Raw genomic sequence first — 20,480 nt, 5'->3', positions numbered from 1 at the left:
ATTTTTATAAATTTACCTCTTTACTTACAAATTATAGCATAATTTTATAATTAAATATCTATTCACCTAAAATTATTTAATATAAAAAAGCTGTATTTCTATTTATTAATTACTTGACTATTAATTAATAAATAGAAATACAGCTTAAAATGTTCGACTTTTTACCAAAGTTATTTAATCCGATTAATAAACTAAAAATTTGCACTCTACCAAATATAAGGTATAATACGATATTTTGTTTTTTGACAATATTCTTTATACCCATCAAGTTCAGCACTAAGCAACTTTTCTTCATCTAATATACGAAACACAACTATTATGCATAAAGGAATTACAGCAATCATTCCCCACCATGAATTCAGTGCTAGAGGTGTAAAAAGTATAATTAATATAGCACCTAGATACATAGGGTGTCGCACAACTGAATATGGTCCATCAGTAATTACTTTTTGATTACTCATAACAACTATAACTTTTGATGTAAAAGAATTGTAGCGAAAAACAAAGAATACAATTATAAATCCAATTAAAATAAGTACATCTGATATTATTGTCAAAATAATTGGAATACTAGACCAAGCAAAGCGGTTGTCTAGAGCTGGTACTCCTAGCAATCCAAATAAGAAAAGAAATCCAGCGATACTTTGACCAAGTATTTGTTGTGGACGTGTTTCCTTTGATTTGATGCGACGTTCAAGTAATACTGGGTCATTAATCATCAGGTAAATTGTAATTATACAAGTTGGAATACAAAAGGCAGTCAGAAATATCCATCCTTGCCAAAAATCAATTGTACCAGTTAAACCAAAAATTAAGCATGCTAAAACTAATATAAAAGCAATAACAGATACACTTGCTAAAATGTATAAAGATTTTATTTTTTCTTGCATTTAAAACCTCCAGCACAGCTTTTTTCTATAAAAGCAATAAACTATATGTAAGATAAATTAAGATAAATATAGAAAACAATTATAAGTTAATAAAAAATTAAGTTCCTTAGACTTTTAAATATATTATAAAATTATTTGCTACCATTGTTTGTTATTGTGGCAATTTGGTAGCAAATTTTATTTCTATCCCATTTTTTAGAATATACTTATATTAAAATATTTTTATTGCATAGTTTGATATTTTTCAATATTTATACAGCTTTTATCATCATCTTGCCACCATCAAATACATACTCAACCATATTATGTTCATATAAATATGTTATATAAGAACGTATTGTACTACCAACTAGAACGTATTGATTAGCATCTAATTTAACATTGTACACATCACACATTTTTTCAATGACTTCATCAATCATAATTGGTTCACAGCAAACCTTTTTAATATTAGATATTATTTCTTCCATCTTGTCTTTATTTACATCAATTAAATCTTGTATACTTGTAGTCTTGACAGAGTGACTTGGAACAAAAAAATCTGCATTAAGAGTTTTCATTTTTTCTAACGTTTTAAATTGTGAATCTATATCTAACAAAAAGAAGAAATGATATTTACTAATTATATTTTCTGGTGTAAGACTGTCTGCAACAAACAAAACATTATCTGGAGTTCTAACACCAATCATTTCAAAATAATGACCAGGAAGAGAAATCGCTTCAAGTTCTGTATCTAAAATTTTTCCATTTGAAGGTATAATATAATCAACTTCACTCTCTTTTGCTAATAAAAATTTATTTTTTAGTGCTTTACTTGGATACCCTCCATACAAAAATGCCGATTCTAATATTGGATTTTCTGTAAAGTATCCTTCTATTTTAGTTGTAGCAATCTTACATTTTGTTTGATTTTTCAAATATGCATTCCCTCCTATATGGTCTGCATTTGAATGAGTGTTTATTATTAATTTAGGATTTAAATTATGCTCCTCTAATAGTCTAAGAATTTGTCTAGCAGTATCTTTGTTATTTCCACTGTCAATTAAAATTGCATTATTTCCATCTACATATACACCTACTATTGTAGGAAGTGGAATATAATATGTATTTCCTTTTATCTTCTCTAAAGTCAGTTTAGCCATTTTATAACCTCCCTTTAAATTTATTTTTAATTATAGCATTAATTTTCAGAAAATTCCAATCAAATTATTTTTATAATATGTTTTTATTTTTTTTATTAAAAATTGGAAAAACTATATAATATATATTATAATCTATATATAAGGAGTGATGTTATTGAAAAAAGATAGAATAACTTTTTCAGAAATTTTAATATTAATTGTAGGCTGTATATTAATGGCAATTTCTCTTAACATGTTTTTTAATCCACATGCAATTGCTGCTGGTGGTATAACAGGTCTTGGAGTTGTTTTAAATTCATTATTTGGTGTACAACTTTGGATTGTCAATTTACTTTTAAATATACCTCTATTCATATTTGCTTACAGAATACTTTCAAAGAAAGATTGTTTTAAAACAGTCTTAGGAATAATTTTTCTTACTATAGCACTTAAAGTTACTGCAAATATGACTACACTAGATATTACAAATGATATGTATCTTGCAATTATATCTGGTTCTATTTTAATGGGAGTTGGTCAAGGCCTTATTTTTAGAATAAATGGCTCTACAGGTGGAACCGATTTGATGGCACTCCTATTGAATAAATATTTCCCTACACTTAGTATTCCTGTTTTGATGGGTATTGTTGACTGTGTTGTAGTAGTACTATCGGGAATAGTAAATAAGCAAGTTGAGATTGCACTTTATTCAACTGTGGCACTATACATTTTAGTAAAGATTAGTGACTTACTTATTGAAGGATTTAATTATTCAAAATCATTTACTATTATATCTGACCTGTCAAAAGATATAAGTAGAAGAATAATGGAAGATTTAGATAGAGGCGCAACTATTCTAAAAGGTGAAGGTGCTTATACTGGAGAAAATAAAAATGTGCTTTTAGTTGTAGTTGAAAAAAAAGAAGTTGTCGAACTAAAAAAATTAGTGAAAAGTGTCGACCCTAATGCGTTTATAATAATTACAGATATACATGAAGCTTTAGGAAATGGATTTAAAAAAATAGAATAATCACAAAAACAAACAGCAAGCATAAATTTCAAATATAAAAAACTTATATTTTTATATTTGAAAATTGTGCTTGCTGTTTTTCATACAATAAACAGTCAAAAAATACACTACTTAGATTTATTTTAAGATTTATCTCATTATTCTAAGTTCACATTATTTATTAGTTTAATATCTATAATTACATTATAATTATCTCCCAACTTTGTATAAATTCCTATGCATATAATCTTATCTGCAAACTAGAAGTTTTTATAATTATTATTCTCCATTATATCATTTATTGATTTTTTTAACAATTAAAGCAAATATAAACTTAAACACCTATGTAATTACTAACTATAAAGTGTTTTAAAATTACACAAGACCTATATTTATAGATTATAAGATATTTATATAAAAATGATTCATAAATATAGCCAAATTGCTCTAAATATGTATATAATAAAAATAATATGATGATTATATTTAACACTGTCAATAAAACTAAAAATATTAAAAGGAGAACTTAAAATGAGTGTTAATTTACAAAAAGGACAAAGAGTAAGTTTAGTAAAAGATGCTAATCCTGTAAAAAATTTAATTGTAGGATTAGGATGGGATATGAACAAATTAGGTAAAAAAAACTATGATTTAGATGCATTTGCAATAGCATTAACTAGTGAAGATAAAATGAAATCATCAAAAGATTTAGTTTATTTTGGACACCTTAAACATCCTTCTAAATCTATCATACATACTGGTGATAACTTAACTGGAAGAGGTGAAGGAGACGATGAACAAATAAATGTCAATTTATGTGATATACCTGAATATGTACATAAAATAGTTTTTGGAGTTTCTATATACAGAGCTAAAAAAAGAAATCAAGATTTTGGCCAGATGAATAATTCTTTTATAAGGCTAGTTGATTCAAATTCTAGACAAGAATTATTTAAATATAACCTTCAAGAAGACTTTTCTGGTAAAGTAACCGTTTTGGCTGGCGAAATTTATCGTAGAAATAACGAATGGAAATTTAATGCCCTAGGAATTGGTCAAAATGAAGAGCTTCATGAATTAACTGATATATATCGTTAATACTAACTATAACAAAAAAATTATAAAAGGAGTTGTTTTAAATGGGTATAACTTTAGCAAAAGGACAAAAAGTAAGTTTAACAAAAACTAACCCAGGTCTTAAGAAAGTAATGGTAGGATTAGGATGGGATACTAATAAATATGATGGTGGTTTTGATTTTGATTTAGATGCTTCTGCATTTTTAACTGGAGCTGATGGTAAGGTAACAAATGATGGGGATTTCATATTCTACAATAATTTAAAACATGCTTCTGGAGCAGTTGAATACATGGGAGATAATAGAACAGGAGTTGGAGATGGTGATGATGAGCAAATAAGCGTTGACTTATCTAAAATACCACAAAACATTGCAAAGATATCATTCACTGTTACTATAAATGAAGCTGTTACAAGAAGACAAAACTTTGGACAAGTTGAAAATTCATATATAAGAATTTATAATGAAGAAACTAGTGAAGAGCTTATCAAATATGAGTTAGGTGAAGATTTTAGTATAGAAACAGCAATAGTGGTTGCAGAGTTATATAAACATAATGAAGAATGGAAATTCAATGCCTTAGGTTCTGGTTTTGAAGATGGGCTTGCAGGATTATGTGGAAATTTTGGTGTTAATATAGGTTAATAAGTAGTTTAAAATAAAAAGGTAGCTACTATTTTAAGTGCTACCTTTCAATCTACTCCTCTTATTCTTGCTGACTTTTTATTCATTCTTCTAATGCTTCCATTTTATCGCCCTTAAATTATTCTTTCTCCTATAGTTTTGAAAGATAATAATAAATATATATCTTATTTCCTGAATATTATATGCTTCTCAATATAATGCATTGTAGTTAGAAACTCACTGAACCATACTTTAATACAAGCCAACTATCCCTATTGTAATTGTTATAGTGGTCTATTGTATTGGTTTGTTTCCATATTGCCTACCTTTCATATATTGGAAAATATAAATAATCTACTGTGTGCATTGTTCGGCTAAGCCAAACAAATACAACTCAATTTTCTCTCATTCTAATACCACCATAAAATATCTTATGTTTTAGGATGATAATTTTCATTCATTTTATTACAATTTATACTATAGTTTTATGTGCTTTGTTAATATTTGTAATATTTTAGACACTCTTTATACTTATGTTACTGATATACTTTGATTAAGAAAAGTAAATATAATATGAGTTGGTGATTATTTATGAAAGATATTTTAAAGAATTCTTTTCGTACTATACTAGGGTTTTGTATTGGTGCGTTAATATGTATATCTTATGAATTTATTTCTAAAAAAGAAATAAGCTTTTATACAATTAGACTATTTATTTTTTTACTTGCTGGAGTGCTTATAGGTACTCTAATACGTATAATATTTTTATATTTAAGACAAAACAGAAAGCATTAATAGAGTATATTATAAAGGAGATAATGATATATGGATTTTTGGAACAATACACTTTTAAGTATAGGAGTAATATTCTCAATAGGAACTACAATAAGATACTTAATTAAAGGTAAAGCTAATTATTGCAAGAAAAAATATTTAGATAAGTTAGAATTGAAATATGGAAATATAGACAGAGAAAAAGCTATTAAACTAGAACTATTTTTTAACTATTTAATAAGTTTAGAATACATAATAATGGGTTTATTAATAAAAAAATTTGATACTGCAATAATATCAGTGATATTAGTATCTATTATAACACTAGTATCTTATTATTTAGTTAGGAAGAAATATATAACTCTATAAGAACCACTAAGATTAATTAAATTAAAAAAAGAACTCCTGTTATTGAGTTCTTTAATACGCCTTTATTGGTATCCTAAATTCTTTTGTTTCCATGTTATCAGCTGATAATACTACTTCTATATAAGCTTCTTTTTTAAGCATAATACAATTTTTAAAATTAAATTGTTCTATTCTAAAATTTATTCCTTTATGAATTGTAGTATTATCTTTTGGGTGCCATCTAAGTTCTTTATTTATCTGTTCAAAATTGTTATTTTCTCCAATATCTACTTCCATATTAATAAATTTCAAACTTAATATGGGGCTTTTTGCAACAATAGTACTTTTATTTTCTATTACAAAATCAACTAAGTTATTACTATGAATTTCAGCATAAATATTAGCTTTATCATCTAACTTATTTGAATCAAGTCTAATATATCCATTACCATTCTCATAATAATCACCCGCCATATTATTCTCATTATTTCTTCTATATTTTAATATCAATTTGGCTTGTTTATTAGATTCCATAAAAGCCATAATTGATATAATTAAGGCTGCTATTGCTGCAAATGATGCAATTACAGAAATTATATTTACATAATTACCAAGAAATTCATTAAACTGATTGAGCATATCTTTTTCTCCTTAAAAACATTACTTTATCTTATTATAGTTGTATAATATTTTTTACATTTACTTTTAATTTATTACACAAACTTCTTATATAAAAAAAGACCATCTATCAAGATGATTCTCTAGACTAAGTATCTATGTTTTTGTTTATACTCTGTAACAGCATCATTTCATGCCTCTTGCTCTCTTATTCCCTTTTCTCTAGCAATTCTCTGTGCTATCTTTCTAACTAATTCAGCATTTTTTAATATTCCTATACTAACCACTTCCTTATCTCTATTTTATATTATACCATACAATAAGGAATAAAGCTAATTCCTATTAAGTTTTGTTGCTCGTTTCATAAGTTCAAAAACTTAATCCCCCTAACATCTTCTTTTAATTTATTATATAAAAAAGACCATCTATCAAGATGACCTTTTGACTTAATCTATTTTTTACCTTTACACCACTTCTTATTGGTATCATCTTTTATGTAAGTTCTAAATATTTCACAACAACCTAAACATAAATCAGAACATTTCTTTGAGACTTTAGAGAAAAATCTTGGATTATTTGCATACCATATTATTATATCTCTATGTTTTACTAATTTTCTATCTTCTAGTAAATTTAGGTTAAATAATAATTTAGGATTATTTTCTCTTAATTCCTGATTATTTACATCTGAAATATTACCTATTGATAAATTATCTTCAAATGATACAATTTTATTATGTGGTATTAACTTTAACTTCATTGCTTCTTTTAATAAATAACAGCATCCTCACACCCTGCCTAGTCAGTTCAATAAGCTAGAGTAATCTCTTAATTCTAGCCTAGTATATATTTAGTTTTGATAGTAAAATTCTTCATTTCCACAATATTATTATCTTACATAATTATCAATAAAAAATCTCAGGATAGTTTCTAAATAGTCTCATTTTCAAGCTTTTCATGAAAAAATGGGTAATTCAAATTCCTTTATTTTGAGATATAACATATTAATAATCTTACTATTGATAACTGAATTATTTAATAATCTTATTTTTTCTACTTCTATAGTTCATAGCATTTTGATTTCTTTACTTAAATTTTCATCCATAATCCATATCTCCTTTTCCTTTTGAATAATTTATTTCAATTTATTTACAGTTCTGCAAAATTGATTGCTATTATTAACAACTCATATTACTCTAGAGTTATACTAATTTATGAGGTAATTATTTATGGACTATTATCCTATGTTAAAGTATTTAATAACTTTTTTAATTGCGATTTTTGTTTTCATTCTGATAAATTCCATTTGTCAAAAGATAGAAAAAAGTTTCAAATTAAATGGATTTAAAAAGTTTCTTTTTTATTTATTTACATATTTCATTGGTTATTCAATTATTAGGTATTTAGATTATTTTTTTACAATTTATAGTTAATATTAGGAGAATAAATTTATGACTGTCTTTTCTTATTTGCAAGAATCAAACACATTTATCATTCTGTCTATAATTTTAGGAATACTTATGACAATCAATGATAATAAAAAACAACTATTAAAATTTAAAATACTGAATTATTGTTTTTTTATATGTATGAGTATCTCTTATATTTTTTCTTTTTTAGTCTTTTTTAAAGACTTTAGTTCAAACATATTAGAAATTATTGCTCATATTTTGTCTATAATACTATTAATCGCTTGTAATAGAGTTTCGACTAAAAATACTTTAAATACTAGTCTTTACACTTTACTAGCATTTTGGTTTAGTCCTCTATTTGCAATAATATTATTATTTTGGATACACAAACCTCACAAATATCTTAACAATTAAGTTTCTTATTTTTAGAAGGTAAAAAATATAATAAAATTTCTCTCAACACTTGTAATTACAATTCTTTTATATTATAATTCTTTAAATTAAATATTTAAAGTTATACTTTAAAATTATTTAACTATCTAGGAGGAAAACATGTATCTTAAATATCTGCAAACTTTTAAGACTATTGTTGAAGAAGGTAGCTTTTCAAAAACGGCAGACAAACTGAATTACACACAATCAACAATTAAAAATACCATTTATAATAGATGAGAAAAACTGCATTTTTAGACAGATATTTGAGACATATTTACGAGAAAAGGATATTACTTTAGACCATACAATTGAACTTTGGAGTATACCAACAATTAAAAATTTAGTAAAAAATGATATGGGTATATCTTATCTCCCCACATTTACAATAGAAAGTGAAATTAAATCAGGAGATTTATGTGAAATTAAAACAGATTTAAGTAGTAAAACTATCACAGCTGTCTGTGCACATCACAAAAATAAATGGATTAGCCCTCTTATGCAGTTATTTATTTAGTTAGTTGCTGCAAATTAAAAATAGTAAAACAATAAATATGACATAATAACCACTCAACTTCTAAATTCAAAACTTTGTAGTTATGAATATACTTTAGATATGAAAAAGAAGGTAACAACTATACTTAGTTGCTACCTCCTAATCTTTTTTCTCATTTCTTTTTTCCCAAACTCTACTGAAATATCAAAAAATGATGCTATATTCTCAGTAAAAAACTTATTTTTATGATATGCAATATCAAATGTCCTGCATAAGTCAATGCCTTCAATATCACAAGACCATAAAAGATTTTTCTTTACGTAATCTTCAACAAGAAGTTCAGATATAACAGCAATACCAAAATTATCTGTAACTGCTCTTAGAATAGCTTCAGAGTTATAACATGACCATCTAATATTCATTGGTATTTTTAATTCTTTCAATTGATTTTCTAATTGCGCTCTTGTTCCACTTCCCAGTTCACGCATAATTAATGGCTGGTTTGAAAGTTCTGAAACTTTTACTGAATCTCGATTGTAAAATTTATGCTTATTGGAACATACAAGTACAAGGTGGTCCTTAATAATGCTTTTTATCACAATATCTGGATGATTAATCTTTCCTTCTACAATTGCAATATCTAATTCACTATTAAGTAATTTTTTTACAATTAGACTTGTATCTTCAACAAACACTTCAGGTTCCACTAAAGGGTTTCTTTTATATAACTCTAATATTATTGGGCTTATCACACAAGTACCAACAGTTACTGTTGCTCCAACTCTTATTCTAATATTTTTAGCACAATGTTTCATACAATCAATCATCTCTTCATTTATAGATAAAAGATGCTTTCCATATCCTAGAAGCTTTTTTCCTGCTTCAGTTAGGTATAGTTTTTTTGAAATTCTATCAAATAATTTAACTCCATACTCTCTTTCTATTTCCGAAATAGCTTGACTAACTGACGACTGTGTAATATACATATTTCTTGCAACTTCACTCATTTTGCCACATTCAGCAACCCTTACAAATATCTCAAGGCTACGAATAGTCATATTATCACGACCTTACCAAATATTAGTAAATACTTATGATTTTATTAACATTTTAGTATTTTACAAATACATTGTCAAGAACTATAATTTTAGCATAGAGTTATAAAAAGGATTGGAGTGTGATATTGTGAAAGTATTAATTATAGGTGGAGTTGCTGCTGGAACAAAAACTGCTGCAAAAATAAAACGTGAAATGGGTGACAATTGTTCTGTTACAATCCTCAATAAAGGCGAACATATTTCTTATGCAGGCTGTGGCTTACCATATTATGTTGGTAAGGTTATTGAAGATAAATCATCTTTAATTGTAAATACACCTGAGAGCTTTTCTAAACTAACAGGAGCAGAAGTTCGATGTGGAGTTGAAGTTACATCTATTGATAGAAAATCAAAACAAGTAGTTTTGAAAAGAATTTCAACAGGAGAAGAAGAAACTATTAGTTATGATAAACTTGTAATTGCCACAGGAGCAGACCCAATAAAACCACCAATACCTGGAATCGATTTATCTGGAGTATTCTTCATGCGTACTCCAAATGATGCAATAGCATTAAGAGATACTGTCGAAAATGGAGTCAAGAGAGCTGTTGTCATTGGTGGAGGCTTTATTGGTCTTGAAATTGCTGAAAATCTTTCTGCTATGGGTATACGTGTAAGTGTTATTGACATGGCCGAACATGTTATGCCTGGATTTGATACCGATTTCGCTGAATATGTTGAAAATCACCTAGCTGATAAAGGTATTATGATTTTCACAGGCGACCAAGTTATAGGAATTGAAGGTGAAAATAAAGTAGAAAAACTTCGTACCAAAAATAGAGTTATTAAAACAGATTTAGTGGTTATGTCAGTTGGAATTCATCCTAATACAGCCTTTTTAAATGATACAGATTTAGAATTTGCTCCAAACAAAACACTTATAGCTGATGAATTTATGCTTACAGCTGATGAAAATATATATGTAGTTGGAGATTGTGCTTGTGTAAAAAATGCTTTGACAAATAAACCTACATGGTCACCTATGGGTTCATCTGCAAATCATGAAGGTAGAATTTGTGCTCAAAATATAGCTGGAAAATCTAAAACTTATAAAGGAGTTCTTGGAACAACTGTAGTCAAATTGCCAGAACTTAATGTAGGAAAAACAGGTTTAAGTAAAGAGTCAGCTAAAAAAGAAGGTTATGATGTTTGTTCTGTTACTATAGCTACTGATGATAAGGCTCACTATTATCCTGATGCATCTAATTTTATAATAAGAATGGTTGCTGAAAAACATACTAGAAAGTTATTAGGTGTTCAAGTTATGGGCCCTGGTGCAACTGATAAGATAGTAGATATAGCTGCCACTGCAATAACTTTGGGAGCAGACCTTTATTCATTAGAAAGTATGGACCTTGCATATGCACCACCTTTCTCAACAGCTATTCATCCTTTTGTAGTGGCAGTAAACGTGTTACAAAATAAACTTGATGGAGAACTCGATAGTGTTTTACTTGATGAAATTGAAGATTTTGATAGCTGGACTAAACTTGATGTTTCAAAAGCCCCTTCTATTCCTAACCTACGTTATTTACCTGTTGGTGAAATTAATGGAGAAATTGAAGGTCTTTCTAAAGATGAAAAGATTCTTCTTCTATGTGCAAAAGGTAAAAACAGCTACATGGCTCAAAATCGTTTAAGACGATTTGGTTATACAAATACAAAAGTCCTTGAAGGTGGAATACTATTTTATCCAAATCTTAAAGCAATGGAGGATTAATTATGAATAAGATTACAACAGAACAAAAAAAGGAATTAAAAGGTAGAGGCTTTTTACCAAGTAGAGATGGAGAACATTTTGCTGCACGTATAATAACTGTAAATGGAGTAATCAATACCTCACAAACGAAAAAGATTGCTGAGGCTGCTGAAAAATTTGGAAATGGTCAAGTAGCATTTACTACTAGATTAACAGTAGAATTACCTGGTGTAAAATTTGAAGATATTGAAGCTTTAAGTGAATTCATTGCCAGTGAAAATTTAATCACAGGTGGAACAGGTTCAAGAGTTCGTCCTGTTGTAGCATGTAAGGGAACTGTTTGTGTTCATGGATTGATTGATACACAAGCACTAGCTGCTGAAATTCATCAAGAATTTTATAAAGGATGGTACGATGTAAAGTTACCTCATAAATTTAAAATCGGTGTTGGTGGATGCCCTAATAATTGTATTAAACCTGACTTAAATGACCTTGGAATTGTTGGTCAACGTGTACCTGATTATGACCCTGAAATATGTGTTGGATGCAAAAAATGTTCTGTTATGGAAGTCTGTCCTGTCAAAGCCGCTAAATTAACAAATAAAGGAAAGCTTGAAATAGATAATAATTTGTGCAATAACTGTGGTAAATGTATAGAAAGTTGTAATTTTGATAGTATTGAAGAAAAAGAATCTGGCTACAAAATATACATAGGAGGAAAATGGGGCAAATCTGTTCGCCCTGGAACACAAATTGATAAACTATTTTCAAAAGAAGAACTTATGACTTTAATTGAAAAAACTCTTCTTTTATTTAGAGAACAAGGTAAAACAGGTGAACGCTTTGGAATTACGATTGATCGAATTGGTGTTGATAAATTTATAGAAATGCTTTTATCAGATTCTGTATTGGAAAGAAAGCAAGCTATACTTGATGCTCCTTTACATCTTAAAGGTGGAGCTCAGTGTTAATAAGAGTATTTTTAATTTAAATTTTAAGAGTATATTTAGCGTATATAAATAATCTATATAAAAATAATATAGTAATCATATGCCAGATAGATATAGACACAAAGGATTTATAAAGATAAATTTTTAATGCATCTTTATAAATCCTTTCTTTATCAAAACTGTATACTTATTTTATTCTAATTATATATCAACACTCTTTTTAATATTTATTAAGATAATTTTATATATAAACCATGATACAATAAAAAGACCTAGATATTAATCCAAGCCTTTTAGTATTAAATTAATTTTGAATTGTATTAATTGAAAAGTTTACTATACCACTATTTCCATTTTCATTTACAACCAAATACCAAGTTCCTGTATTAGGAACTTTCATTCTACATAGAGTTTTCTTAGCAAATCCACCATAATAATCATAGTTTCTTTGATTTTTAAATTTAACATAATTTATATGATCTAATAATATCACATTAGCTTGTTTCTCCAAGTTTACTTCTACAATATCCCCTTTTTGCAGATGCATCTTACTATAACTATATTCCATTTAATTAACCCTCCACAATTGAATAACTTTTCTTATTTATTACATATTAGTCCTCTATATCTGAAAATTTATTTAAAATATCATAAATACTATATAATTACATGATTAACCAGCTCTAACCTTATCTACTACAACCCAAAGTCTATTTAAAATATTATTAGCAACAACTTTTCCATCCCATGTTACTTTTTCATCCTTATTTTCTAACAAAGCATAATACCCAGAGTCAGAACTTTCATCTTTATAGATTGTAACATAAAATTCTTCATCACTATATTCAGGTCTATCTTTAAAGTCTTCAGATATTTTACATTTTATTATATATCCTTCTAATTCTTCCTCTATAAACAAATTAATTCCTCCAATCTCTATATTTTTACTAATTATACCATATTATGTCATAATCTATGTATTTTATAGGAAATTTCTATTTTTTCTTTATTTTATAAGAGTATTATATAATTTTATACTTTTTTACTTTATATTATATTCATTAACTCTTTTATTTTCTTATATATTTCTTTATAATTAATATATTTTTTTATTAGTTTCTACAATCTTATAGACATAATTATATCTACTCTCTTTATGTTAAATAATTTATTTTTATTTAGCATAGTATATTTTTTCTTGTCAATTAATATTTTCTATATTAAATTATATTGGCTAAAATATAATCAAATTGATTTAAAAATTATATTAAAAGAAAATAATATTTATCTAATAAAAAATAGCACTCCCCTAAATGGGAAATGCTCATTTTTCAAGATTATTTTTGATCTTCTAGTATATCATTTAAGGCATCATATGTGAAATTTATTATTTCACCACAGCTTACTTTATTTTTTTTCAATGAAGCACATATTTCTGTACTGTATTTAGCCCTTACTTTATTCATTAATTCTCTTGAATACTTTCTTGCCATATTTTCATCTAAGTTATTATTTCGTCCATTTAAATATCCTATTATAACAACTGCTGCATTTACAGCTCCACAGACACTCCCTACAGTAATTCCAACTCCCATACCACTTCCTATTGAAATTGGTATATCTGTTTCATGTTCTTCATTATAAGATTTTATTAATGCTTCTGCACAAGTGTATCCTTGGCTATGATATATTGATGGTCTTGTCATTTTTATACTTCCTTTCAATTTTTATTTTAGTTTACGTGTTCTCATAGTGTATAAATAAAATATTATTAACCTTTTTATATAATATTTATTATGACTATAAACTTAGAATTGTATTTACTTCAAAAAATTCATAATTTTATTCATTTGATTGTCTAATACTTCAAATATTACAAAACAATGTTTAACAAAAAACTACAATAAGTTACAACTAAACTAAAAACAACATTTATACTCAGTTCAATACTTATGATACTTTTTTATTTGTAGAAACATCTTTGTTATATCTTAATATTATATCCTAAATTTACTTTGACTTCTGTGACTTAGTCACATACTCTATATTTATACCTCATTAAGATTTAATTTAATAAGAAATACGCTTATAAAAACATATAATTTTTATTCTCAGATTTTATGGGAAGGATATATCAAAGTTATTCTTTAAACTAAATACCTATACTTTTGTTTATATACACTAACAGCATCATTCCATGCTTCTTGTTCCTTTATGCCCTTTTCCTTAGCTATTTTTTGTGCTAATTTTCTTATTAATGTAGCACATTCCAGTATTCCAATATTAGATATTTTATCTCTATCAACTCTATATAACATATAAATTTATCTCCTTTAAACTTTTATACAAATTAATTTAATTTTTAATCTTACTTAATACTTATCTTTGTAGTAATTTTAAACTTTATATATGTGATATATGTGAAGTACATTAGAATAAATTTAGAATTTAAACAAAAGTAATCTTATAAATATTACTTTTTAAACTTAATCCACTGTCCACTTTGACTCTCTTTGTACTTTACCTATCTTTAAAAACAATTTCATAAATAATATATATAAACGTTACTATTACTATGTCTTACCTATATGCTATATACTTAATTTTGATATTTATTACATTAAACTCTGAAACATTTATTATAATTTATTAAATTAAGTAATGCATTAAGTAGTTTAATTCTTTGTATTTAAACAAAAGATTTGCTAAAATAAAAATAAGCAATAATACACAAATTAAACTCTAAGGAGGTTAGCAAATTGAAAAAAATACTTATAACAGGTGCATTAGGACAAATAGGCTCAGAATTAACACTCAAGCTAAGAAATGAATATGGAGAACAAAATGTAATTGCTAGCTCAAGAAGAACAAAAGAAGGAAATCCTGTATGTGAATCTGGTATATTTGAAATATTAGACGTCACAGATAAAAATCGATTCTTTGAAATCGCAAAAAAATATGATGTGGATACTATAATTCATCTAGCTTCTCTGCTTTCAGCAGTTGCAGAAAGTAAACCTTTAGAAGCTTGGAATTTAAATATGGATGGATTGATAAATGGTCTTGAAATAGCTAGAGAATTGAATTGTAAGTTTTTTACACCTAGTTCAATAGCTGCATTTGGTGAAAATTCTCCAAAAAACATGACTCCTCAAGATACACTACAAAGACCTAATACTATGTATGGTGTAACTAAAGTATCTGGTGAATTACTATGTGATTATTATCATTCAAAATTTGGAGTGGATACTAGAGGAGTTAGATTTCCTGGTCTTATTTCTTACGTTACTCCTCCTGGTGGTGGAACTACAGACTATGCAGTTGACATATATTATGAAGCATTAAAAAATAAAAAATATAAGTCTTACATAGCAGAAGGTACAAAAATGGATATGATGTACATGCCTGATGCTCTTCAATCTATAGTAGATTTAATAGAAGCTCCAGCTGAAAAACTTATTCATAGAAATGCTTTTAATATCACTGCTATGAGTTTTGCTCCTGAAGAAATAGCTGATTCTATAAAAAAATACATACCCGATTTTACAATAGAGTATGATGTAGACCCTGTAAGACAAAGTATAGCTGATTCTTGGCCTAATTCATTAGATAGTAGCAGTGCTGTAAATGAATGGAGTTTTAAAGCTAATTATGATTTAGATAAAATGACTAAGGATATGCTAGAAAAATTATCAGAAAAAGGAATTGGCAAATAACAAATTAAGAATTTAGTACCAAAAAATTCAGAGAATAAAACATCTTATATTTATGATTCTATTTTATAATCTTCACTTTTACATAGCTTTTATTCTCTGAAAGACTAACAGTTTTTATTTTTAACATACAACAAACTATTCTTTATAAGCATATTAGTAGTTTTCTAATATGGATTAATCATATAAAAATAAACAGAAAGGAAAAAGCTACTATTGCAAGTATAATAAAAAAACTTAATCAAATTTTACTATACTTTGCATATTATAATACAAGTAGTAGGTGTTAATGTTGCTAAATTTAAGAGAAATTAGAGAAGAAATAATTAAAGAATATATAGGCAATAATTTAATCTCTGAACTTACAGAAGAATTAAAGAACATTCTTATAACTGATTTAAAATCTAACCCATTTAAAAGTAATATTGAACTCAGTATAATACCCGCGAATATAGAAATATTTAAAAAGATAGAAACTAAATTGTTAGAAGCTAAGGTTAATCTAAAAATAGGTTGGGAAAGAATACTTATAAATTCTATCTTAAAAGATTCCTTTGATTTAAATTACGAAATAAATAAAAGTTGTAATGAGCCTTTGATGTTCAGAATCATTATATCAATTGATTCTTATGACGCTTAATCTCATTAAATAAATATCTATGAGGATGTGCTTTTAATTTATGAAATACAAGTTATTTATAGACTTTGAATTTAATATATTAGATGATAATAAATACAAGCTAGAATATAGTGGAGCTGAATTGATTTCAATAGGTTGTGTTTTGGTAGATAATGACTTTAATATAGTTGATGATTATTATTCTTTAGTTAAACCAAAATACAATGAAATACTTTCATTTAAGTGTAAAAAACTCACTAAATTAAACCAGTTAGAAATTAATAATGCTCCTAATCTTTTATATGTTATGGATGATTTTTTCAAATGGTTTAAAAAATTTAGCGATGTTACAATATATAATTGGGGTGATTTTGATATTGCTGGTCTTCTAAATTCCTTTAGAGTATATAAATATGCGGGTACCTGCTTAGAGTTATTCAATATGATGATTGATATTCAACCTTTTATATCTCAGCATATTACATATAAAAATAGAGTCTTATCTAAGCAACTATCTTTACTAAATATGAAAAAGATTTTTTCTGTAGAGGGAGAAATTAAACATAATTCACTTTCAGATGCTCTGGATTTAATGAATGTATGTAAATGCTTTTACCTTAACTATCCTAAAGATACTAATACACTTGAAGAATTATACAATAAACTGCCTCCTATTAAAAATCCTTTATATTATATTCCCTATTTTGAGGATGAAAATTTTGAACTTAAATTTGATAAGACTCCAGAAGATATAATAATGTATCTTAAACAAATATTCAATATATTAAATATAAGTAAAAAAGACATTTATTTTAAAAAAAGAAGTGTATTAGTAAATAATTCTAAAATTATCAACTTCAAAAACTTATCTTCTTCTTTTAAATTAATAAAGCTCAATGAATTTGAAGAATATCCTGATTTTGTATTGAAATTAGGTGATAAAAAGAATTTTGTTGAATCTGTAGTTAAGATAAATAAAAGTAATAGAAAATCCATAAAAAATTTAATATTGAGATTATCAAGAGTACCTTAAATGATTGAATTCAATTGTTTAAGGTATTTTTTATAATCTGAATTATTTTTTTTATATAGGATATACTAACTTAGTATAAATATTTTTTAAAGGAGTAATTGATAGATATGACAGTGGTATTAATAAGAAGTATTATATTATACATAACAGTGTTGATTGCACTTAGAGTCATGGGAAAAGGTGAAATCGCTGAAATGAACTGTTTTGACTTGGTCATAACACTTTTAATTGCAGAAGTTGCATCCGTCCCAATGGAAAATAATAATATACCAATTATAAATGGTGTTGCAGCAATAACTGGCCTTGTAATTATGCAGACTCTAATTTCATTTTTATCCTTAAAAAGCAGAAAATTAAGTTCATTTTTATCAGGTAAACCTTCTGTCTTAATTGACAAAGGAAAGATTGTATATAATGAACTTAAAAAAGAAAGAGTTAGTATAGATGAGTTGTTAGAACAATTGAGAATTCAAGGTTACTTCAACATAAAAGATGTACAATATGCTATTTTAGAGACTGATGGTAATTTAAGTGTGGTTCCAGCATCAAGTTATAATAGTACTCCTCCAAGAGCTTTTAACCATTTACCAATTCCACTTATTTTGGATGGTAAAATAATAAATAAAAATCTTGATATGGCTGAAAAAGATACTAACTGGTTAATGGGTATCTTAAAGTCTAACCACATAGAAACTTTTAAAGATGTTCTTATTTGTGTTTTAGATGAAAATGACAAAATATTTATTCAAAATAAGAAGGGTGATTAATATTGAAATCTACAACATTTGTTATACTATGGGCTGTTTTATTTATGCTATTTGGATTTTATGTTAATAATAAACTATATGATTTTACGGAAGATTACAAAAACAATATGTCTATATTAGAGAAATCTATAGAAAATGAAGAATGGGAAAAAGCTCAAAAAGAAGCTGATTCTATATCTACTAGATGGTCTAAAGAAAGAAATCATTGGTATAAAGTTTTAAATCATGAATACTTTGACGAAATAGGTCTAAAATTTAATATTCTTGATAAAGCAATTTATACTGAAAATAAATTAAAATCCTTAGAAGAAGTTGAAAGCATAAAAACATATTTAGGAAATATTGTTGAAAGTGTTAAGTTTGATATAAATTATATATTTTAACAGTCACAAATAAGGATATAGATAAAGTAATAATTCTATATCCTTATTTGTTTATTTACAATTTACTACTATCAGAATAAATTTTTAGAGCTTCTCCAATGAATTTGGATGCTCCTTTACCATATTTCTTATCAGTCACCTGTATATAGCTAGAATTTTGTAAATAAAGTTCTGACAAATAATCTAAATGATTCTCTCCTTCATCTATCTTGTAAAATTCATTCATTCGGTTAGTTTCATATACTATATCTCCAACAATATCTTGAATCTCTTCTGAAGAAGGATTTTTACTTAAGTCTGCCACAAGCTTTTCATATAATATGTTTATTTTGGGTTGTTTATTACCTAAATAACTCTTCAAAACTTCTCCAATAAATTTACACGCTCCATTACCATACTTTTTATCAACTTCTTTTATCCATATAGGATTTAGTAAATAATTTTGCACCATGCTATACCAATTATCATCTCCATACTCCATATTAAAAAGTTCATAATCTTTCTTAGATGTATCTGTTATCTCTTTAGCAATTTTTTGAAGTTCCTTTGATAAAGGATTTTTATTTAAATCTGCTACAAGTATTTTATATAGTTCACTTAATTTTGGATGATTATCTTCCAAACAGTCTTTTTTAAATTCATCAAATTGTTCTGCTAAAGTCAATATATCACTATTAAAATTTTTCTTTATAGCCTCAGAATATTTCTCAATACTTCCATATATTTTTATAGCCATTTTAGCAATTTCATCTTCTTTAGATTTAAACTTCTCAATATGTTCATTATATTTCTCTACACTACCATAAATTTTAATTACTTTATCTTCATGCTCTATTTTAAATTCCTCTAATACTTTAAAATATTCACTCATATCAAATTCTTTGAAGTTTACTACATTTTCTCCTTTTAACGTTTTGTCTATAATTTCTATTAGACTATCCAATCTTTTACGTTTTATAATAAGTAGCTTTCTTTGACTTTCTAGAGCATGCATTTTATCAAAGTATGGGCTTAACATTATATCTTTAACTTCTTTTAAAGGTATCTCAAGCTCTTTAAAAAATAAAATTTGTTGAAGCGTTTTAATAGCTTCATCATCATAAAACCTGTACCCTGCTTCTGTAATTTCACTTGGTTTTAATAAACCTATCTCGTCATAGTAATGTAATGTGCGCACACTTATTCCTGTCAAATCTGAAACTTGTTTTACTGTTCTCATTGCCTCACCTCAAAATTTTATTTTACAGCTACGAATATTAATAAATATTTATATACCTATCAGTATTTATTAATATTTTCAAACTATGTTTTCATATTACAATATAACGTGGTGTTAGAGTCAACACTTTATAAATATATAATTTGATTTTTTGAACTCATTTCATATTTAAATTTTGATTATCTAGTTAATATACTTTT

Annotated in this window: 23 protein-coding genes; 13 read left to right on the top strand and 10 right to left on the bottom strand. The window is 26.3% G+C overall.

From position 1 onward, the window contains the following. Positions 1–206: 206 nt before the first annotated feature. The gene (locus IC758_RS09555) at positions 207–890 is read right to left on the bottom strand and encodes a methyltransferase family protein (RefSeq protein WP_227483128.1); all 684 of its coding nucleotides are present in this window, start codon (positions 888–890) and stop codon (positions 207–209) included. Positions 891–1,141: 251 nt separating this feature from the next. Next, positions 1,142–2,032: an MBL fold metallo-hydrolase gene (locus IC758_RS09550; RefSeq protein ID WP_227435999.1), complete on the bottom strand. Its 891-nt coding sequence runs from the start codon at positions 2,030–2,032 to the stop codon at positions 1,142–1,144. A 148-nt stretch (positions 2,033–2,180) separates the two neighbouring features. Between IC758_RS09550 and IC758_RS09545 the strand changes: the two genes are divergently transcribed. The 4 genes from IC758_RS09545 to IC758_RS09530 all read left to right on the top strand — a co-directional run bounded on the left by IC758_RS09545 (position 2,181) and on the right by IC758_RS09530 (position 5,863). Continuing rightward, positions 2,181–3,041 carry a YitT family protein gene (locus IC758_RS09545; protein ID WP_227483129.1) on the top strand — a complete coding sequence of 287 codons (861 nt, stop codon included), beginning with the start codon at positions 2,181–2,183 and terminating at the stop codon, positions 3,039–3,041. A gap of 510 nt (positions 3,042–3,551) precedes the next feature. Then, positions 3,552–4,118, top strand: coding sequence for a TerD family protein (locus IC758_RS09540; protein ID WP_227435995.1), 567 nt, complete (start codon positions 3,552–3,554; stop codon positions 4,116–4,118). A 41-nt stretch (positions 4,119–4,159) separates the two neighbouring features. Further along, entirely contained in the window at positions 4,160–4,741 is a 582-nt protein-coding gene (locus IC758_RS09535) for a TerD family protein (RefSeq protein WP_227435993.1), read from the top strand. 804 nt (positions 4,742–5,545) lie between these two features. Then, the gene (locus IC758_RS09530; protein WP_227435991.1) at positions 5,546–5,863 is read left to right on the top strand and encodes a hypothetical protein; all 318 of its coding nucleotides are present in this window, start codon (positions 5,546–5,548) and stop codon (positions 5,861–5,863) included. Positions 5,864–5,914: 51 nt separating this feature from the next. Here IC758_RS09530 and IC758_RS09525 read toward each other — a convergent pair whose 3' ends face one another. Together IC758_RS09525 and IC758_RS09520 are read right to left on the bottom strand one after the other, a co-directional pair. Then, positions 5,915–6,481: a hypothetical protein gene (locus tag IC758_RS09525; protein ID WP_227435989.1), complete on the bottom strand. Its 567-nt coding sequence runs from the start codon at positions 6,479–6,481 to the stop codon at positions 5,915–5,917. Positions 6,482–6,911: 430 nt separating this feature from the next. Further along, on the bottom strand, positions 6,912–7,220 hold the full coding sequence (locus IC758_RS09520) for a DUF1835 domain-containing protein (RefSeq protein WP_227435987.1): 309 nt from the start codon (positions 7,218–7,220) through the stop codon (positions 6,912–6,914). A gap of 1,204 nt (positions 7,221–8,424) precedes the next feature. Here IC758_RS09520 and IC758_RS21225 point away from each other — a divergent pair. Both IC758_RS21225 and IC758_RS09510 read left to right on the top strand, forming a co-directional pair. Continuing rightward, positions 8,425–8,544: a helix-turn-helix domain-containing protein gene (locus IC758_RS21225; protein ID WP_227483130.1), complete on the top strand. Its 120-nt coding sequence runs from the start codon at positions 8,425–8,427 to the stop codon at positions 8,542–8,544. Beyond that, positions 8,501–8,821 (top strand): LysR family transcriptional regulator substrate-binding protein, encoded by a 321-nt coding sequence (locus IC758_RS09510; RefSeq protein WP_413927322.1) that lies wholly within the window; start codon positions 8,501–8,503, stop codon positions 8,819–8,821. Before IC758_RS21225 ends, IC758_RS09510 begins: the two co-directional genes overlap by 44 nt. A 131-nt stretch (positions 8,822–8,952) precedes the next feature. On the opposite strand, the gene IC758_RS09505 is transcribed toward IC758_RS09510, so the two are convergent. After that, positions 8,953–9,858, bottom strand: a complete 906-nt coding sequence (locus IC758_RS09505) for a LysR family transcriptional regulator (protein WP_227435985.1) — start codon at positions 9,856–9,858, stop codon at positions 8,953–8,955. A 127-nt stretch (positions 9,859–9,985) separates the two neighbouring features. Here IC758_RS09505 and IC758_RS09500 point away from each other — a divergent pair, with 127 nt between their 5' ends. Then, positions 9,986–11,617, top strand: coding sequence for an FAD-dependent oxidoreductase (locus IC758_RS09500; protein WP_227483131.1), 1,632 nt, complete (start codon positions 9,986–9,988; stop codon positions 11,615–11,617). 2 nt (positions 11,618–11,619) lie between these two features. Continuing rightward, a complete protein-coding gene (locus IC758_RS09495) occupies positions 11,620–12,567 on the top strand; it encodes a 4Fe-4S dicluster domain-containing protein (RefSeq protein WP_227483132.1) in 948 nt (315 codons plus the stop codon). 283 nt (positions 12,568–12,850) lie between these two features. Here the strand turns inward: IC758_RS09495 and IC758_RS09490 are convergent, their stop codons facing one another. The 4 genes from IC758_RS09490 to IC758_RS09475 form a co-directional block, all read right to left on the bottom strand. Then, positions 12,851–13,114, bottom strand: coding sequence for a DUF1883 domain-containing protein (locus tag IC758_RS09490; RefSeq protein WP_227435979.1), 264 nt, complete (start codon positions 13,112–13,114; stop codon positions 12,851–12,853). 105 nt (positions 13,115–13,219) lie between these two features. Continuing rightward, positions 13,220–13,465 carry a hypothetical protein gene (locus tag IC758_RS09485; protein ID WP_227435977.1) on the bottom strand — a complete coding sequence of 82 codons (246 nt, stop codon included), beginning with the start codon at positions 13,463–13,465 and terminating at the stop codon, positions 13,220–13,222. Positions 13,466–13,883: 418 nt separating this feature from the next. After that, positions 13,884–14,252 (bottom strand): C-GCAxxG-C-C family (seleno)protein, encoded by a 369-nt coding sequence (locus IC758_RS09480; RefSeq protein WP_227435975.1) that lies wholly within the window; start codon positions 14,250–14,252, stop codon positions 13,884–13,886. A 441-nt stretch (positions 14,253–14,693) separates the two neighbouring features. Then, positions 14,694–14,864: a hypothetical protein gene (locus IC758_RS09475; protein WP_227435972.1), complete on the bottom strand. Its 171-nt coding sequence runs from the start codon at positions 14,862–14,864 to the stop codon at positions 14,694–14,696. 441 nt (positions 14,865–15,305) lie between these two features. On the opposite strand from IC758_RS09475, the gene IC758_RS09470 reads away from it, so the two are divergent. The 5 genes from IC758_RS09470 to IC758_RS09450 all read left to right on the top strand — a co-directional run bounded on the left by IC758_RS09470 (position 15,306) and on the right by IC758_RS09450 (position 19,061). Beyond that, positions 15,306–16,262 (top strand): L-threonine 3-dehydrogenase, encoded by a 957-nt coding sequence (locus IC758_RS09470; RefSeq protein WP_227823858.1) that lies wholly within the window; start codon positions 15,306–15,308, stop codon positions 16,260–16,262. A 286-nt stretch (positions 16,263–16,548) separates the two neighbouring features. After that, a complete protein-coding gene (locus tag IC758_RS09465) occupies positions 16,549–16,899 on the top strand; it encodes a hypothetical protein (RefSeq protein WP_227435968.1) in 351 nt (116 codons plus the stop codon). A gap of 40 nt (positions 16,900–16,939) precedes the next feature. After that, positions 16,940–17,911, top strand: coding sequence for a 3'-5' exonuclease (locus IC758_RS09460; RefSeq protein WP_227435965.1), 972 nt, complete (start codon positions 16,940–16,942; stop codon positions 17,909–17,911). A gap of 107 nt (positions 17,912–18,018) precedes the next feature. Beyond that, positions 18,019–18,678: a DUF421 domain-containing protein gene (locus tag IC758_RS09455; RefSeq protein ID WP_227435963.1), complete on the top strand. Its 660-nt coding sequence runs from the start codon at positions 18,019–18,021 to the stop codon at positions 18,676–18,678. A 2-nt stretch (positions 18,679–18,680) separates the two neighbouring features. Then, on the top strand, positions 18,681–19,061 hold the full coding sequence (locus tag IC758_RS09450) for a DUF4363 family protein (RefSeq protein ID WP_227435961.1): 381 nt from the start codon (positions 18,681–18,683) through the stop codon (positions 19,059–19,061). A 55-nt stretch (positions 19,062–19,116) separates the two neighbouring features. On the opposite strand, the gene IC758_RS09445 is transcribed toward IC758_RS09450, so the two are convergent. Beyond that, on the bottom strand, positions 19,117–20,280 hold the full coding sequence (locus tag IC758_RS09445) for a MerR family transcriptional regulator (RefSeq protein WP_227435959.1): 1,164 nt from the start codon (positions 20,278–20,280) through the stop codon (positions 19,117–19,119). Positions 20,281–20,480: the final 200 nt, after the last annotated feature.

The organism is Clostridioides sp. ES-W-0016-02 (assembly GCF_020641035.1).
Lineage (GTDB): Bacteria > Bacillota > Clostridia > Peptostreptococcales > Peptostreptococcaceae > Clostridioides.
Note: the sequence above shows the minus strand (reverse complement) of the source record. Positions and strands in the feature narration are given on the sequence as shown.

Coding starts and splice junctions, on each gene's coding strand:
- IC758_RS09505 (WP_227435985.1), bottom strand. CDS start 9,858: ATGACTATTCGTAGCCTTGAGATATTTGTAAGGGTTGCTGAATGTGGC.
- IC758_RS09495 (WP_227483132.1), top strand. CDS start 11,620: ATGAATAAGATTACAACAGAACAAAAAAAGGAATTAAAAGGTAGAGGC.
- IC758_RS09535 (WP_227435993.1), top strand. CDS start 4,160: ATGGGTATAACTTTAGCAAAAGGACAAAAAGTAAGTTTAACAAAAACT.
- IC758_RS09455 (WP_227435963.1), top strand. CDS start 18,019: ATGACAGTGGTATTAATAAGAAGTATTATATTATACATAACAGTGTTG.
- IC758_RS09540 (WP_227435995.1), top strand. CDS start 3,552: ATGAGTGTTAATTTACAAAAAGGACAAAGAGTAAGTTTAGTAAAAGAT.
- IC758_RS09480 (WP_227435975.1), bottom strand. CDS start 14,252: ATGACAAGACCATCAATATATCATAGCCAAGGATACACTTGTGCAGAA.
- IC758_RS21225 (WP_227483130.1), top strand. CDS start 8,425: ATGTATCTTAAATATCTGCAAACTTTTAAGACTATTGTTGAAGAAGGT.
- IC758_RS09525 (WP_227435989.1), bottom strand. CDS start 6,481: ATGCTCAATCAGTTTAATGAATTTCTTGGTAATTATGTAAATATAATT.
- IC758_RS09520 (WP_227435987.1), bottom strand. CDS start 7,220: ATGAAGTTAAAGTTAATACCACATAATAAAATTGTATCATTTGAAGAT.
- IC758_RS09530 (WP_227435991.1), top strand. CDS start 5,546: ATGGATTTTTGGAACAATACACTTTTAAGTATAGGAGTAATATTCTCA.
- IC758_RS09545 (WP_227483129.1), top strand. CDS start 2,181: ATGTTATTGAAAAAAGATAGAATAACTTTTTCAGAAATTTTAATATTA.
- IC758_RS09550 (WP_227435999.1), bottom strand. CDS start 2,032: ATGGCTAAACTGACTTTAGAGAAGATAAAAGGAAATACATATTATATT.
- IC758_RS09445 (WP_227435959.1), bottom strand. CDS start 20,280: ATGAGAACAGTAAAACAAGTTTCAGATTTGACAGGAATAAGTGTGCGC.
- IC758_RS09465 (WP_227435968.1), top strand. CDS start 16,549: ATGTTGCTAAATTTAAGAGAAATTAGAGAAGAAATAATTAAAGAATAT.
- IC758_RS09490 (WP_227435979.1), bottom strand. CDS start 13,114: ATGGAATATAGTTATAGTAAGATGCATCTGCAAAAAGGGGATATTGTA.
- IC758_RS09460 (WP_227435965.1), top strand. CDS start 16,940: ATGAAATACAAGTTATTTATAGACTTTGAATTTAATATATTAGATGAT.
- IC758_RS09475 (WP_227435972.1), bottom strand. CDS start 14,864: ATGTTATATAGAGTTGATAGAGATAAAATATCTAATATTGGAATACTG.
- IC758_RS09555 (WP_227483128.1), bottom strand. CDS start 890: ATGCAAGAAAAAATAAAATCTTTATACATTTTAGCAAGTGTATCTGTT.